This is a genomic window from Plantactinospora sp. ZYX-F-223, from assembly GCF_039649625.1.
Classification (GTDB): domain Bacteria; phylum Actinomycetota; class Actinomycetes; order Mycobacteriales; family Micromonosporaceae; genus Plantactinospora.
Genome location: NZ_JBDJAV010000040.1, coordinates 15,666 through 30,809 on the forward strand (window position 1 = coordinate 15,666; position 15,144 = coordinate 30,809).

Consider the following 15,144-nt stretch of genomic DNA (forward strand, 5'->3'; position numbering starts at 1 on the left):
ACCGCGGGTTGGCTCCGGGTCCCAGCATTCCGTGACCGTGGGGTTCAGCGGAGGGTCGCGGAGACCCCGCCCCGGGCGATGGTCCGGGCCATCAGTTCGTGCAGCGGCTCGGGGCGGCCCAGGTGGTATCCCTGACCCCGGTCGACGCCGAGTTCGCGCAGCACCGGCACCAGCTCGGGCCGGTCGATGTGCTCGGCGACCGTGCGCATCCCGAGCCCGTGCGCGGCCCGCACCACCGCGTCGATCAGGATCGGGTCGGAGCCGCCGTGGTCGGCCTGCCGGACGAACTCACCCGCGATCTTGACCGCGCTGAACGGCAGGTGCTTGAGGTAGACGAAGGAGCCGTATCCGGCGCCGAAGTCGTCCAGGCTGAACCGGCAGCCGGCCGAGGTGAGCGTGGAGGCCAGTCGGCGGGCGGCGGCCAGGTTGGCGATGGCGGTGGTTTCGGTGATCTCCAGGCCGAGCTGGGTCGCCGGTACGCCCGCGGCGGCCAGCGTGCCGACCACCCAGTCACCGAAGCTCGGATCCTCCAGCGAGCGGCTGGAGATGTTGACGTCCAGCCGCAGTTCCACCCCGGCCGCCCGGGCCGCGGCGAGTGCTCCGGTGGCGGTCTCCACCACCCAGCGGTCCAGCTCGTAGATCATGTCGCCGCGCTCCAGCGCCGGCAGGAAGTCGCCGGGGCCGATCTGCCGGCGATGGTTGTCGCGTACCCGCATCAGCAGCTCGTAGCTGCGTACCTGGTCGTCGCCGAGGTCGATGATCGGCTGGGCGTCGAGCTGCAACTGGCCGGTGTCCAGCGCCCGGCGTACCCGGGAGACCAGGTCGACCCGCTGGGCGGCCAGCCGTTGCTGCTCCGGCGCGAAGAGCCGGGCCCGGTTGCGGCCCTCGCCCTTGGCCTGGTAGAGCGCCAGGTCGGCGTGGGCGAGCAGCAGGGTGTCGTCGTCGGCGGTGTCCAGCGGGGCGGCGCCGATGCTCAGCGTCACCCGCAGCGGCTCGCCGCGCACCGCGAGCGGGGTGTGGGCGACCAGGTCGCAGAGCCCGGCCCCGATCGCGAGTGCCCGGTCGGCGTCGCAGTCCGGCAGCAGGACGGCGAACTCGTCCCCGCCCAGCCGGCCGAGCACCGCCTCGGCGGGCAGGTGGTTGGGGAGCAGCCGGGCCAGCAGCCGGAGCACTTCGTCGCCGATGGCGTGCCCGCGCAGGTCGTTGATGTCCTTGAAGTTGTCGATGTCGATCAGGAGCAGTGCGGCCGCCGCCGGGCTGCCGGTAGCGGTCAGCTCGCTCATCCGGGCGGTCAGGGCCCGCCGGTTCGGCAGCCCGGTCAGCGGATCGTGCTCGGCCAGGTATGCCAGCTCGTCCTGGACCTGCCGGATCTCGGTGATGTCGTGTGCGGTGCCGAGCATCCGCAACGGCCGGCCGGACTCGTCGGTGAAGACTTCGCCGTAGCACTCCAGGACGCGCATCTGCCGGCTGTTCGCCAGGTACATCCGGTGGGTGTAGGTGAACGAGTTGGCCTCCCGGATCGCCCGGTGCAGAGTTGCCTCGATCATTTCGAGGTCGTCCGGGTGGATCATCTTCCGGTAGGTCGGGTAGTCGAGCGCGGTCTCCGGGGCCAGCCCGATCATCGCCTTCAGAGTGGGTGACCACACCACCTGGTCGGTGGGGAGGTGCCACTCCCAGGTGCCGACCCGGGCCAACTGCTCGATGTGGGCCAGCCGCCACGCGTAGTCGTCGGCACGGCGCCGGTCGGCGCGCTGCTCGGTGACGTCGGCCAGCTCGTACACCAACTGGCCGTCCGGCTCCGGTTCGGCGCGCGGCAGCGGCGGCAGCCGCCGACACGTCACCCGCAGGTGCCGGACCGCGCCGTCGACCGTCGGGCAGCGCAGCTCGACCGGCGGTCCGTCCGGGGTCGCGGCGCCGAACGGCAGCGAGCCGATGTCCGCGCCGATGAGCTGGCCGAGTCGCTGGGCCGCCCGGTTGTACCAGGTCACCTCGCCGTTCTCGGCGGTGGTCAGCAGGGCGGCGGAGGTGGTGTCGAGCACCGCGGCGGGCACACTGGACGGCAGTGCGGGCACTGGGCCTCCCGTAGAGATCGACCGGATCCGGTGCAGGGGACGCGGGACGCGCACGGTCGGCCGTGACGGCGCACTGAGTGTACGGAGGCGGGAGCCCCACGGCCAACGCCCCTACGCCGACAGCCGTCGATCTTGACCAGGTCGGGGCGGGGGTCAGGGTGATCCGGAGGCGTCCCGCCGGACGATCGCCACGGCCACCCGGCAGAACTCGTCCATGTCCGGGGTGAACCCGTCGGCGAGGTCCGGATGCAGTCCCGCCCGGGTCTCGTCGAGCAGCCGACGGCAGACCTCCTCGACCGGTTCACCGGCATAGTCGGCCCGGACCCGGTCGATTGCCGCGCGCAGCGCGGAGTTGAGCTGCTCCTCCAGCGGTCCGCGCAGGTGCCGCCGCGCCGGGTCGAGCCCGGTGGGGTCGAGCGTGACGTGTGGCTCCGACATCACCGCTCCCTTCGTCGCCGGTGCCGTTGCCCGCCGGTCCCCGTCACCCGCCGGTGGCCGACGGCGTACCCAGCCGGGGGTGGCGGTCAAACCGGTCCGGGTACCGCTTCCGGCGTCCTGCCCGCTGCCGGTGGCGCCCGGCGACCGGCTCACACCACGGGCGGCAGGCTGCTCACCCGGACCAGGTACGACATCTCCTCGGCCGGCTCCTCCCGGTACGAGACCCGCTGGATCTGCCGGTCGTCCACGTACAGCGCGACATCGGCGAGCACGCCGAGGTGGGCGAGGCCGATGTCGGCGGCCCGCTTCTTGTCCTGGAGCACGGCGCCGATCCCGCCGATCAGGGTCGCCGCGTCGGAGGTGCGTCGACCCGGCGGGCAGCGCAGCACGATCTCCAGGGCGACCGGCTCGGTCAACGCGGTCCAGCCACTGCGCTGCGCCGCGGCGCAGGCGGCCTGGAGCAGCGTACGGACCCGGGCGGCCTGCCGGTGCCCGGCCGCGAAGATCGACAGCGCCTCGGTCTTGACCGGCGGCGGCCCGCTGACCTCGAAGGACAGGGTGAGCGCCCGGGTGTTCTGCACGGCGGCACCTCCTCTTGCAGACGATCCTGCCCAAGGATCGCGGGGACGGGGCGCGTTTCGCCTATCGGAACTGCCGCTCCGGACGGCCCGGTCCGGCCGCCGCTCGGGCGCCGAGGCCGGTCCACCGGGCCTGTCGGCATCGACGGCGACCTGCTGGCGCCGGAGGTAGCACCCACGGTAGCCGAGGCGCCGGCCGCCGGGAATATCACAGTGGACCCGGGATCGGTCGCTCGGGTGACGGTCGGCGCGCTGCGGCGCTGAGGCTTGTCGATGTTTCGGTCGCTGGGCGGCGGGGCAGTGGGGGTATTCGACACCTACGCCCGGTCCGGCGGTTCGCCTGCGGCCGGAGGCGGGGTGCTTTCGCCGTGTGCCGGGACGGTTCCCGCCCCGGCCGTCATAAGGGAGGACGGCGTGATGAGCGGTCACCAGGCGCGCGACAGGCGGCCGGCGGGCTGCCACCGGCGGCCACGATCGGCGGAGGCCGACGTCGGCACAACGGCCGGGAGGACAGCGGGGTGCCGAGATGACTGAGCCCGAGCGGGGCGGCCGGATCCGGCGGCGCCGGTTCCGGCTGGCGGCGGCGCTGACGGGGCTGACGCTGCTGGTGCCGCTCGCTGCCTGCGGCTCCGGGGAGGACGGCGGCATTCCGACGATCAACCTCTACTACACCACCGAGCAGAACATCCAGAAGGTGGTCGACGACTGCAACGCGAAGGCGGGCGGGCGGTACCGGATCGCGTACCGGGTGCTGCCCCGGGCCGCCGACGACCAGCGGGTGCAGTTGGTCCGCCGGCTGGCCGCCGAGGACTCGGGCATGGACATCCTGGGCCTGGACGTCACCTGGACCCAGGAGTTCGCCAGCGCGGGCTGGCTGCTGGAGTGGACCGGCGAGCACCGGGTCGAGGCCGAGCGCGGCACCCTGGCCGGCCCGCTGGAGACGGCCCGGTACGAGGGCAAGCTCTACGCCGCGCCGAAGAACACCAACGTGCAACTGCTCTGGTACCGCTCCGACCTGGTGCCGCAGCCGCCGCGTACCTGGGACGAGATGATCCGGGCGGCCCAGGATCTGCGGGGGAGGGGCCAGCCGTACCGGGTGATCACCATGGGCGCCCAGTACGAGGGGCTCGTCGTCCTCTACAACACGCTGGTGGCCAGCGCCGGCGGCCAGATCATCAACGACGACGGCAGCAAGGCGGTCTTCGACGACGGCGCCGTCCGGGCGCTGGAGGTGCTGCGCAACTTCGCCACCGCCGGGATCACCACCTCCTCCTTCTCGAACACCATCGAGGACCAGGCGCGGCTCGACTTCCAGTCCGGGGCGGGCGCCTTCCAGCTCAACTGGCCCTTCGTCTATCCGGCGATGCAGGAGGCGGACCCGGAACTGGCGAAGAAGGTGAAGTGGGCCCGCTACCCGGGAGTGGACCCGGGCACACCGAGCAAGGTGACGATCGGCGGGTTCAACCTGGGGGTCAGCCGGTACTCCCGGCATCCCGACGAGTCCTTCGACGCCGCGTCCTGCCTGCGCGACGCCGAGCACCAGAAGTTCTCCGCGATCAACGACGGGGTACCGCCGACCATCGAGAGCGTCTACGCCGAGCCGGAGATGGCCGAGGCGTACCCGATGCGGGACACCATTCTCGAGGAGCTGAAGGACCCGGCAACCCGGCCGCGCAGTCCGGCGTACCAGAACATTTCGACCGTACTGTCGGCGACGCTCTCCCCGCCGTCGTCGATCGACCCGGAGCGGACCGCGGACCGGATGCGGGAGGCGACGCAGGACGCGCTCGATTCCAAGGGGGTGCTGCCATGAGCGAACGAAGTGAGCGAATCAGCCAGGTCAGTGCGGGTGTGCCTCATGGCGGCACGGAGCGCAGCGGAGTGCCGACATGAGCGAACGAAGTGAGCGAATCAGCCAGGTCAGTGCGGGTGTGCCTCATGGCGGCACGGAGCGCAGCGGAGTGCCGACATGAGCACGGAAACCGAGACCGCGACCGCCGTGGAGCGGGCCGGTACGACCCCGGCGGTCCCGGCGCCCCGGCGCGGCCGGGGTGGTCGGGCGGTGCTGAGCGAGGGGAAGCGGGCCGAGCGCCGGTTGGGCTGGCTGCTCTGCGCCCCGGCCGCGTTGGTGATGCTGGCGGTGACCGCCTATCCGATCCTCTACTCCGTCTGGCTGTCGTTGCAGCGCTTCGACCTCAAGTTCCCGGACGAGCGGGAGTTCGTCGGGCTGGCCAACTACGTCACGGTGCTGACCAACGACTACTGGTGGACCGCGTTCGGGGTGACCATGCTGATCACCGTCGTGACGGTCGCCGTCGAGCTGGTGCTGGGCATGGGACTGGCCATCGTGATGCACCGGACCATCGTCGGGCGCGGGCTGGTCCGCACGTCGGCGCTGATCCCGTACGGCATCGTCACGGTGGTGGCGGCCTTCTCCTGGCGGTACGCCTGGACGCCCGGCACCGGTTATCTGGCCACGCTCTTCGGTGAGGGGGCGCCGCTGACCGAACGGGCCAGCGCACTGGCGATCATCATGCTGGCGGAGATCTGGAAGACCACCCCGTTCATGGCGCTGCTGCTGATGGCGGGCCTGGCGCTGGTGCCGGAGGACCTACTCAAGGCCGCTTCGATGGACGGTGCCACCGCCTGGCAGCGGTTCACCAAGGTCATGTTGCCGGTGATGAAGCCGGCGATCCTGGTGGCGCTGCTGTTCCGCACCCTGGACGCGTTCCGGGTCTTCGACAACATCTTCGTGCTGACGGCCGGGTCGAACGAGACCTCGTCGGTGTCGATGCTCGCCTACAACAACCTGATGCGCGGGCTCAACCTCGGGATCGGGTCGACCATGTCGGTGCTGATCTTCCTGGCCGTGGCGATCATCGCGTTCGTCTTCGTGAAGCTGTTCGGCACCGCTGCCCCGGGCAGCACGGACGAGGGGAGACGCTAATGGCCGCCACCGACACCACGGCCACGGCGAAGTGGCGATGGGGACTGCTGGACCTCGTGGTGGTGGTCTTCGCGCTGGTCCCGGTGCTGTGGATCGCGTCGCTGTCGTTCAAGACCACCGGCACGCTCACCGACGGGAACTTCATCCCTCGGGAGTGGACGCTGGACAACTACCGCACGATCTTCTCCACCAACCAGTTCGTCCGGGCTCTGGGCAACTCGATCGGGATCGCCCTGATCGCCACCACCATCGCGGTGGTGCTCGGCACCATGGCCGCGTACGCGGTGGCCCGGCTGGACTTTCCGGGCAAGAAGGCGCTGGTCGGGGTCTCCCTGCTGATCGCGATGTTCCCGCAGGTCTCGCTCGTCTCGCCGCTGTTCGAGATCGAGCGGTCCCTCGGGCTCTTCGACACCTGGCCGGGGTTGATCCTGCCGTACATCACCTTCTCCCTGCCGCTGGCCATCTACACGCTGTCGGCGTTCTTCAAGCAGATCCCGTGGGACCTGGAGAAGGCCGCCAAGATGGACGGCGCCACCTCCGGGCAGGCGTTCCGCCGGGTGATCGCGCCGCTGGCCGCGCCCGGGGTCTTCACCACCGCGATCCTGGTCTTCATCTTCTGCTGGAACGACTTCCTCTTCGCGATCTCGCTGACCTCGACCGAGCGGTCCCGCACGGTGCCGGTGGCGCTGTCGTTCTTCACCGGGGAGTCGCAGTTCGAGGACCCGACCGGGGCGATCTGCGCCGCCGCCGTGGTGATCACGATTCCGATCATTCTGTTCGTGCTGTTCTTCCAGCGTCGCATCGTGTCGGGCCTGACGTCCGGCGCCGTGAAGGGGTGAGGTCGCAGTGGCTGACATCGTGCTGGACAAGGTGAGCAAGAGCTTCCCGGACGGGACGGTCGCGGTCCGGGACGTCGACCTGGAGATCGCCGACGGCGAGTTCGTCATCCTGGTCGGCCCGTCGGGCTGCGGGAAGTCGACCACCCTCAACATGATCGCCGGACTGGAGGACATCAGCTCGGGCGAACTGCGCATCGACGGGCAGCGGGTCAACGACAAGGCACCCCGGGACCGGGACATCGCGATGGTCTTCCAGTCGTACGCCCTCTATCCGAACATGACCGTCCGGGAGAACATGGCGTTCCCGCTCCGGCTCGCCAAGCTGGACAGGGCGACCATCGAGCAGAAGGTGGCCGAGGCGGCCAAGGTGCTGGAGCTGACCCCGCTGCTGGACCGCAAGCCGGCGAACCTCTCCGGTGGGCAGCGCCAGCGGGTGGCGATGGGGCGGGCGATCGTCCGCAGCCCGAAGGCGTTCCTGATGGACGAGCCGCTCTCCAACCTCGACGCCAAGTTGCGGGTGCAGATGCGTACCGTGGTGTCCCGGTTGCAGAAGCAGCTCGGCACCACGACGGTGTACGTGACGCACGACCAGACCGAGGCGATGACCCTCGGCGACCGGGTGGTGATCATGCGGGGCGGTGCGGTGCAGCAGGTCGGCCCGCCCCAGGAGTTGTACGACCACCCGGCGAACCTCTTCGTCGCCGGGTTCATCGGCTCGCCGGCGATGAACTTCCTGCACGCCGCGGTCGAGGACGACAGGCTGCGGACGGCGGTCGGCGACGTACCCCTCGGCGACCGGCTCCGGCGCGAGCTGGCGGCCGAGGACGCCCCCCGGGAGCTGATCCTCGGCATCCGTCCGGAGCATTTCGAGGATGCCGGGCTGGTCGACGAGCAGACCCGGGAGCGGGGGATGGAGTTCGAGGCGCCGGTCGAGATCGTCGAGTCGATGGGCTCGGACAAGTACGTCTATCTCACCGTCTCCGGTGAGCGGGCCAGCGCGGCGGAGCTGGAGGAACTCGCCGCGGACGTGGGCGCGGACGGGTTCAGCGGCGGCGGGGCGAACCTGGTGACCCGGCTGTCGGCGGAGTCCCCGGTCACCGAGGGGCAGAACCACCGGCTCTGGTTCAACCTGGAGAAGATCCACCTGTTCGACCCGTCGAACGGACGCAACCTCACCCTGCACGAGGGCCGGGCCGCCGGAGCGCTCGCCTCCTGATCCTGCGGAGCGTGGCGATCGGGCCGCGCCTGGTCGCCCGGCGCCGACGGTGTCCTGGCGGCCGGGCTGGTCGCTCGCGCTGACGGTGCCCGGACCGGACGGGAAGCCTCCCGGTCGGTCCGGGCACCATGTTGTCGACCCGGACCGTGCGGCTGAGCGGGTGGGACGGCCGGCGCCCGGAACCGTCCGTGAGCGGCGATTTCAACACGTAGCGTAGTTGTGTGGGTACGGAGCACGAGCCGCCCTGCGGGGCCGGGACCGCCGCGTGATCGCGGCGGTCGCGCTGGCGCTCGGCTCCGCCGTCTGCTTCGCCTTCGGGGCCGCCCTGCAACAGCGTGCCGCGCGCCGGGAACCGCAGCACGGGACGGCCGACCCGCGGTTGCTCATCCGGCTGCTGCGCCGGAAGAGCTGGCTGCTGGCAAAGGTCCCCGACCTGGCCGGTACGGTGCTGCAGGCGATCGCCCTGCGGTTCGGGCCGCTGACCCTGATCCAGCCGCTGCTGATCAGCGGGATGTTCCTGGCGATCCCGCTGGAGGCGGCCCTCGACCACCGCCGGCCGCATCCGCGCGACGTCACCGCGGTCGCCGCCTGTGTCTTCGGGCTCGCCGCCTTCCTCGGCGCCGCCCGGCCCCGGGCGGGGGTGTCCCAGCCGTCCCTGATGGGCTGGCTCGGAGTCGCGCTGATCGGCGGCGCCCTGGTCGGGATCTGCCTGCTTCTCGCCCACCGGGCCACCGGCGCCGCCCGGGGAACGCTGCTCGGGATCGCCAGCGGGCTGCTCTACGCCGGCACCGCGTCGCTGCTGAAGTCCGTCGCCGACCGGGTCACCGACGACCCGCTCTCGACGCTGACCGACTGGCACCTGTACGCGCTGGCCGTGGTCGGGTTCGCCTCGGTGGCGCTGAACCAGAACGCCTTCCAGAACGGTCCCTTGGCCGCGCCACTCACCTCGATCACCCTGGTGGACCCGGTGGCCAGCGTCGTCATCGGGGTGACGGCGTTCCACGAGACGCTGTCGTTCGGTGGACTCCGGCTCCTGGTCGAGGTGCCCGCGGTGCTGGCGATGGGCTTCGGGATCTGGCTGGCCAGCACCCGGTCCACCGGCCGGGAAGGCTACGAGGGCGGCTGAGCGGCCCCGGCGTTCACTTCCCGGCCGTGGACGGGACGGGGCTCAGTTCCCGGCCGCGGTGGGGGCGGGCCGGGGATCCCGCCACATCGGCTGGAGCGTCGGGCCGCCGTCCGGCAACTGGATCGGTTCGCCCTGGGCCCGGAAGCCGTACCGCTCGTAGAGTGCGCGGTTGCGCGGTGAACTCGCCTCCAGATAGCAGCCGATCCCGTCCGCGTCGGCCCGGGCGAGTTGGTGCCGGAGCATGGCGCCGCCGAGCCCCCGGCCGCGCAGCTCGGGCAGCACCACCATCTGCTGGAGATACCAGTGTGGTTCCCGATCGGGGTGGCGGGCGGCGATCAGTTCGCCGACCAGGGCCATCCGGGGCGCGTACTGGCCGTAGGCCCGGGCGAGGAAGGCGGCCTGCTGCTCGTCCCGGGCCGGGTCCGCGGCGGCCGCTGATCCGGTTCGGTCGCCGGCCCGGAACTCCCACACCGACAGGCCACCGATCCCGGTCGGCTCGCCGTCCGCCAACAGGATCTCGCCGGCCTCCAGCGCCCCGCCGACCCAGTCGGAGGCGAACTCGACCCATGCCTGTGCACACGCCTGGCGGGCGCTCTCCTCCGGCACCACCCAGCTCAACACCGCCTCGTCCTGGCCGGCCCGGCCCACCGTGGCGGCGATCGCCCGGGCATCGGCCGGCTCGGCCGGGCGTACCGTCATCGTCTCGGTCATCGTCACCTCGTCACGCTCGCAGGGTACTGTGGGTACAGTGTACGCGAGCGTGCGTACTGTGTAGCGACGGTGGGCGGGGAGTGGATGGAAGGCGACGGTGACGACGCCGGGACCGGCGCGGGGCTGAACCTGGACCGCATCGTACGGGTGGCGGTCGGGCTCGCCGACGCGTACGGCCTGGCCACCCTCTCGATGCGGCGGGTCGCCGCCGCCCTGGACGCCGGGGTGATGTCGCTCTACCGGTACGTGCCGGGCAAGGCCGAGCTGGTCGACCTGATGGTGGAGGACGTCTTCGGCGAGATCGACTATCCGGAGCCGGGCCCGGCCGGCTGGCGGGCCAGGATCGAGCTCTCCGCCCGCCGGGAGTGGGCGATGTACCAGCGGCATCCGTGGGTACTGCCGATCGTCGCGGGCACCGGGCGACCGCCGCTCGGGCCGAACGTGCTGGCCAGCGTGGAATGGGTGCTGGCCGCCGTGGACGGCTTCGGGCTCGACCCGGCGACGATGGTCCAGGTCTACCTCACGGTCAGTGACTACGTGCAGGGTGCGGCCCGGTACGTCCAGACCGAGGCCGAGGACGAGCGGCGGACCGGGGTGAGCATCGAGCAGTGGTGGGCGGCCGAGATGGCCACCCTGACCCGGCTGCTCGACACCGGGCGGTTTCCGCTGCTGTCCCGGCTGACCAGGCAGGTCGGCGCCGCTCCGGCGTCCGTACGGCAGGACTTCGAGTTCGGCCTGGGTCGGGTGCTCGACGGCATCGCCGTCTTCTTGGCAGACGAGCCCGCTCCGGCCGGCCGGCCCGAGCAGGTGACGACCAACGAGGAAACCAGGTTCGAAAAAGTAACCACTACTCCGGACCGACGGCTTCCCGCGGCCACCTCGGCGGCACTGGAACTGCTCGGCCGGCGCTGGGTCCTCGACCTGCTGCACGTGCTCGGCCACGGCGAGGCACGGTTCCGCGATCTCGTCGAGGCCCTGCCCGGCGTCTCCCGGCGGGTGCTCACCGAACGGCTGCGCGAACTCGCCGACGAGGGACTGCTGCGCCGCCAGGTGGACTCCGGCCCGCCCACCCGGATCAGCTACGCCCTCACCGAGCGCGGTGCCGGGCTCCGCAGCGTGCTGACCGGCCTCGACACCTGGGCCGGGCAGCACGACCGGACCGGTGCTCGCCGATCCCGGACGGTCCCCGGCGCCGGCCGGTCCGCTCGCCGCGAAGGTCGACCCGGGCGCCGTCCGGGACCTGACTCGGCGGCGGTGTGACCCCCGGCGGGCCCGGTCGCGGCCCGGTCCGGCTGGCTCCCGGCGACCCGGTGATCGGGATCAAGTGGACCGGCGGCCCGGGCGAGGGCTCTCAACCCGCCCGGACCACCGGCTTGGCAATGCCTACCCGGGATACCGGGATGTATGCGCCCCGCTCTCGCCCCGCCCCGCTCCCGGCGGCATCGCCGCCCCCGGCGCCGGTGCCCGGGAAGCCCCGGAGGCCGGGGACGACCCGGCCGGGGTCGGGAGCAACCGGCCCACCACCTCGGTCAGCACTGCCATCCCGTCCCGGCTCAGCACCGACTCGGGATGGAACTGCACCCCGGCGTACGTCGGCCCGCGCAGCGCGTGCACCGCACCGTCGACCGGGTCCCGGGCCAACCGCACCGGCCCGTACGCCGTGTCCAGCCCGTCGGTGTCGGCCAGCGCGGTGTAGCTGGAGTAGAAGCCGACCCGCGCGACGGTGTCGAAGAGCGTGACGTCCCGGCACAGCCCCTGGTAGGGCGCGGTGCGCCGGTGCAGGGTCAGGCCGAGTCGGGCGGCCAGCATCTGGTGGCCGAGGCAGACGCCGAGGGTCGGTGACCCGCTGTCGAGCAGCCGGCCGACCAGGCGGCGCAGGGCGACCATCTTCGGGTCGGTCGGGTGCCCCGGGTCGCCCGGTCCGGGGCCCAGCACCGTCAGGTCGGCGCTGGCCGGATCGAATCCGCCCGGCTCGGCGACCCCGGCCCAGGGGCGTACCGTCACGGTCAGGCCGAGCGCCCGCAGTTGGTGCGCGAGCATGCCGGTGAAGGTGTCCTCCCCGTCGACCACCACCACCCGCCGGCCGGCGAACTCCGGTCGTACCGTGGCGCCCGGCGTCCGCTGCTCCAGCCAGAACGGGGCGAGCCCGGTGTTGCGGGCGGCCAGCGCGGCCCGTACCGCCGGGTCGTCGGCGAGCCGGACCTCCGCGGCCGGTGCCGGTTCGGCGGCCGGCGCGGACGCGACACCGACCACGCCGGTGCCGGTGGCGTCGCCGGCCCGGTCGCCGGGGGCCGCCGGCTCCGGCCGCAACCCCAGCGCGGTCAGCACCCCGGCCGCCTTGGCGTGCGTCTCGGCCACCTCGGCGGCGGCGGTGGAGTGCCGCACCAGGGTCGCGCCGACCGGCACCCGCAGCTCGCCGGCCGGCGAGATCTCGGCGGTACGGATCAGGATCGGCGCGTCCAGGGTCTGCCGCCCGGCCTCGTCGAAGCCGAGCAGCGCCAGTACGCCCGCATAGTAGCCGCGGCCGCGCCGCTCGTGCCGGGCGATCACCCGGCAGGCGTTCTCCATCGGACTGCCGGTGACGGTCGGCGCGAACATCGTCTCCCGGAGCACCTCCCGGACGTCCAGCGAGCCGCGCCCGGCCAGCAGGTACTCGGTGTGCGTCAGGTGCGCCATCTCCTTGAGGTACGGCCCGATCACCTGGCCACCCTGCTCAGCCACGGTCGCCATCATCTTCAGTTCCTCGTCGAGCACCATGTACAGCTCGTCGATCTCCTTGGGATCGGCGAGGAAGCGCAGCAGCTCCTCCCGGTCCGCCGGCCGGCCCGGGTGGCGCAGCGTACCGCTGATCGGGTTCATCATGACCAGGCCGTCCTCGACGCTGACGTGCCGTTCCGGTGAGGCACCGACCAGGATCCGCCGGCCGGTGTACACCAGGAACGTCCAGTACGCGCCGCGTTCCCCGGTGAGCAGCCGGCGCAGCGCGGCCAGCGCCGCCGGCAGCGGGGGACCGGCCAGAGTGCCGAGGTAGGAGCGGTGGATCACGAAGTTCGCCCCCTCGCCCCGGCCGATCTCGTCGCGCAGCACCCGAGCGACGATCTCCGCGTACTCCGGGTCGGCGATGTCGAAGCCGGCGTCGCGGACCGGTACCGGTACCTCGGGCAGGGCCGCCAGCGCGTCGGCCAGCGGGACCCGCTCGGGCTCGTCGAGCACCAGGCACTCCAGCGGGGCGCCGTCGTCGACACAGGCGAAGCCGCGCTCGGCGACCTGCCGGTACGGCACCACGGCGAGGGTGCGTGGGCCGGCCGGCCCGGCCGGCAGGGGGATGTCGGCGAGCCTGGCGACGGTGTGCGGCACACCGGTGAAGACCTCGAGGCCGGTGGCGCCGTCCCGGCGCAGCAGGGCGAACGGGCCGGGGTCGGCGCCGCTCGCGATGGTGCGGAGCAGGTGGTTGAGCAGGGTCATCGGTCGTCCCTCACAGCCGGGGGCCGTCCCGAGCGGTGGCCGGAGAGGCGTGGGGGAACCCTGGCGGCCGCCGCGTGGGGCGGCCGCGTGGAAGATTGCTACGCGCGGAGGTCGGCCGCCGGGATGGCGGGCCACCAGGAGTTGAGTCGCGCGAGCACGGCCCGAGTCTAGGGCAGCGCCGGCCGGGCCGGCACCCCCTTCGGCGCACCTGTCCACCAGGTGGGCGACCCGGGCCGGCGCGGGGCCCGTCCGGCCGGTACCGCGCGACCTTGCCCTGGTCGGCAGCGACGAACGGGTACGGTTTTCGTCGATGAGGATTCTCGCTCTCGACCTGGGTACGTCGTCGGTGCGCGGCCTGGTGCTGGACGCGGCCGCCCGGCCGCTGCCCGGTGCGCTGGCCCGGCGACCGGCCGAGGTCACGATCGGGGACGACGGTCGGGCCACCCTGGACGGGCCGGCCTACCTCGCCGCCCTGGTCGAGTGCCTCGACGAGCTGGCCGGGGCGGACCACCTCGACGGGGTGGAACTGGTCGTCGCCTCGGCGCAGTGGCACTCGGTGGTGCCGCTGAACGCCGCCGGCGATCCACTCGGCCCGGTGCTGACCTGGTTGGACACCCGCCCCACCCCGCCGGCCGGGGCGGCCGGGCCGGTGGATCCGGACGACTACCACCGACGTACCGGCACCTGGTGGCACCGGTTCTACTGGTCGGTCCGGCTGCCCTGGCTGCGGGAGCGGTGCGGCGACGACAAGATCCGCTTTGTCGGCCTGATCGAGTACGTCTTCGGCACGCTGCTGGACGAGGCGGTCATGTCGGTCTCCCAGGCCTCCGGCACCGGCCTGCTCGACCTGCGCACCCTGGACTGGGACACCGAGGCGTGCGAGCTGGCCCGGGTACGCCCGGGCGAGCTGCCGACGCTGGCTCCGCTGGCCTGGCACGGCCGGCTCCGGCCCGGGTACGCCCGGCGCTGGCCGGCGCTCCGGGCCGCCCGCTGGGCCCCGCCGAGCGGCGACGGTGCCGCCTCCAACGTGGGCTCCGGCTGCTACGACAGCCGGCGCGCGGCGGTCACCGTCGGCACCTCGGCGGCGGTCCGGCTGGTCCAGCCCGCCCCGGCGGGTGGCGAGCTGCCGCCGTTGCCGGAGGAGCTGTGGCGCTACCGGGTGGACCACGAGCACGTGGTGACCGGTACCGCCTTCTCCGGCGGCGGCAACCTCTACGCCTGGGTCCGGCGGGAGATGAAGCTGCCGGAGGGGGCGGACCTCGACCGGGCCCTGGCCCGGGTGCCGCCCGGCGACGGCGTACCGGCCGATCCCCAGCTGGGCGGCGACCGTCCACCCGGGCTCGCCCCGGCCGGCTCCGGCGCGCTGTCCGGGCTCGGCTTCAACACCACCGCGGTGGACATCCTGGCCGGACTGATGGACGCACTCTGTCGCCAGGTGGCGGTAGGGGTCACGGCGATCGAGTCCACCCTGGATAACTCGGTCCAGGTCGTCCTCGGTGGCGGGGCCGTCGCCGCGTCCGGGTGGTGGCGGCGTTCCTTCTCGGTCGCGCTGGCCCCCCGGGAGGTACACCACGTCCGGAATCCGGAGATCGGTGCGGTCGGCGCCGCTCTGGTGGCGATCGGTCGGCTCGACGGCGCGTCCGGCCTTGAGCGCATCGTCCGGACGGATGAGCACGAGTCGGCGACAGCGACAAGATCTGATCACCCGCAGTATCCTTCGTGAGCTGTACCGCCCCCCTGATCATTGACAGC

12 protein-coding genes are annotated in these 15,144 nt (G+C 72.5%); 7 read left to right on the forward strand and 5 right to left on the reverse strand.

Annotation, left to right across the window (positions count from 1 at the left end):
- Window positions 1-44: 44 nt before the first annotated feature.
- From AAH979_RS32010 to AAH979_RS32020, 3 genes are all read right to left on the reverse strand, one after another.
- Window positions 45-2,072, reverse strand: coding sequence for an EAL domain-containing protein (locus AAH979_RS32010; protein ID WP_346261869.1), 2,028 nt, complete (start codon window positions 2,070-2,072; stop codon window positions 45-47).
- Between the two features lie 153 nt (window positions 2,073-2,225).
- Window positions 2,226-2,510 (reverse strand): hypothetical protein, encoded by a 285-nt coding sequence (locus tag AAH979_RS32015; RefSeq protein ID WP_346261870.1) that lies wholly within the window; start codon window positions 2,508-2,510, stop codon window positions 2,226-2,228.
- A 149-nt stretch (window positions 2,511-2,659) separates the two neighbouring features.
- A complete protein-coding gene (locus AAH979_RS32020) occupies window positions 2,660-3,091 on the reverse strand; it encodes a hypothetical protein (protein ID WP_346261871.1) in 432 nt (143 codons plus the stop codon).
- Window positions 3,092-3,614: 523 nt separating this feature from the next.
- On the opposite strand from AAH979_RS32020, the gene AAH979_RS32025 reads away from it, so the two are divergent.
- The 5 genes from AAH979_RS32025 to AAH979_RS32045 all read left to right on the forward strand — a co-directional run bounded on the left by AAH979_RS32025 (window position 3,615) and on the right by AAH979_RS32045 (window position 9,216).
- Window positions 3,615-4,901 carry an ABC transporter substrate-binding protein gene (locus tag AAH979_RS32025; RefSeq protein WP_346261872.1) on the forward strand — a complete coding sequence of 429 codons (1,287 nt, stop codon included), beginning with the start codon at window positions 3,615-3,617 and terminating at the stop codon, window positions 4,899-4,901.
- A gap of 156 nt (window positions 4,902-5,057) precedes the next feature.
- Window positions 5,058-6,035, forward strand: coding sequence for a sugar ABC transporter permease (locus AAH979_RS32030; protein ID WP_346261873.1), 978 nt, complete (start codon window positions 5,058-5,060; stop codon window positions 6,033-6,035).
- Entirely contained in the window at window positions 6,035-6,874 is an 840-nt protein-coding gene (locus tag AAH979_RS32035) for a carbohydrate ABC transporter permease (protein ID WP_346261874.1), read from the forward strand. The genes AAH979_RS32030 and AAH979_RS32035 overlap by 1 nt, the downstream gene beginning before the upstream one ends.
- Window positions 6,875-6,881: 7 nt before the next feature.
- The gene (ugpC, locus tag AAH979_RS32040) at window positions 6,882-8,090 is read left to right on the forward strand and encodes a sn-glycerol-3-phosphate ABC transporter ATP-binding protein UgpC (RefSeq protein WP_346261875.1); all 1,209 of its coding nucleotides are present in this window, start codon (window positions 6,882-6,884) and stop codon (window positions 8,088-8,090) included.
- Window positions 8,091-8,355: 265 nt separating this feature from the next.
- A complete protein-coding gene (locus AAH979_RS32045; RefSeq protein WP_346261876.1) occupies window positions 8,356-9,216 on the forward strand; it encodes a DMT family transporter in 861 nt (286 codons plus the stop codon).
- Between the two features lie 42 nt (window positions 9,217-9,258).
- Here AAH979_RS32045 and AAH979_RS32050 read toward each other — a convergent pair whose 3' ends face one another.
- On the reverse strand, window positions 9,259-9,927 hold the full coding sequence (locus tag AAH979_RS32050) for a GNAT family N-acetyltransferase (protein WP_346261877.1): 669 nt from the start codon (window positions 9,925-9,927) through the stop codon (window positions 9,259-9,261).
- Between the two features lie 69 nt (window positions 9,928-9,996).
- Here AAH979_RS32050 and AAH979_RS32055 point away from each other — a divergent pair, with 69 nt between their 5' ends.
- Entirely contained in the window at window positions 9,997-11,187 is a 1,191-nt protein-coding gene (locus AAH979_RS32055; RefSeq protein WP_346261878.1) for a winged helix-turn-helix transcriptional regulator, read from the forward strand.
- A 123-nt stretch (window positions 11,188-11,310) separates the two neighbouring features.
- Here AAH979_RS32055 and AAH979_RS32060 read toward each other — a convergent pair whose 3' ends face one another.
- Window positions 11,311-13,392: a chorismate-binding protein gene (locus tag AAH979_RS32060; protein ID WP_346261879.1), complete on the reverse strand. Its 2,082-nt coding sequence runs from the start codon at window positions 13,390-13,392 to the stop codon at window positions 11,311-11,313.
- 310 nt (window positions 13,393-13,702) lie between these two features.
- On the opposite strand from AAH979_RS32060, the gene AAH979_RS32065 reads away from it, so the two are divergent.
- Window positions 13,703-15,115, forward strand: coding sequence for an FGGY family carbohydrate kinase (locus AAH979_RS32065; protein ID WP_346261880.1), 1,413 nt, complete (start codon window positions 13,703-13,705; stop codon window positions 15,113-15,115).
- Window positions 15,116-15,144: the final 29 nt, after the last annotated feature.

What these genes read in the sequence shown, in the direction of transcription:
- AAH979_RS32025 (WP_346261872.1), top strand. Translation starts at nt 3,615, where the DNA reads ATGACTGAGCCCGAGCGGGGCGGCCGGATCCGGCGGCGCCGGTTCCGG.
- AAH979_RS32035 (WP_346261874.1), top strand. Translation starts at nt 6,035, where the DNA reads ATGGCCGCCACCGACACCACGGCCACGGCGAAGTGGCGATGGGGACTG.
- AAH979_RS32060 (WP_346261879.1), bottom strand. Translation starts at nt 13,392, where the DNA reads ATGACCCTGCTCAACCACCTGCTCCGCACCATCGCGAGCGGCGCCGAC.
- AAH979_RS32030 (WP_346261873.1), top strand. Translation starts at nt 5,058, where the DNA reads ATGAGCACGGAAACCGAGACCGCGACCGCCGTGGAGCGGGCCGGTACG.
- AAH979_RS32065 (WP_346261880.1), top strand. Translation starts at nt 13,703, where the DNA reads ATGAGGATTCTCGCTCTCGACCTGGGTACGTCGTCGGTGCGCGGCCTG.
- AAH979_RS32050 (WP_346261877.1), bottom strand. Translation starts at nt 9,927, where the DNA reads ATGACCGAGACGATGACGGTACGCCCGGCCGAGCCGGCCGATGCCCGG.
- AAH979_RS32015 (WP_346261870.1), bottom strand. Translation starts at nt 2,510, where the DNA reads ATGTCGGAGCCACACGTCACGCTCGACCCCACCGGGCTCGACCCGGCG.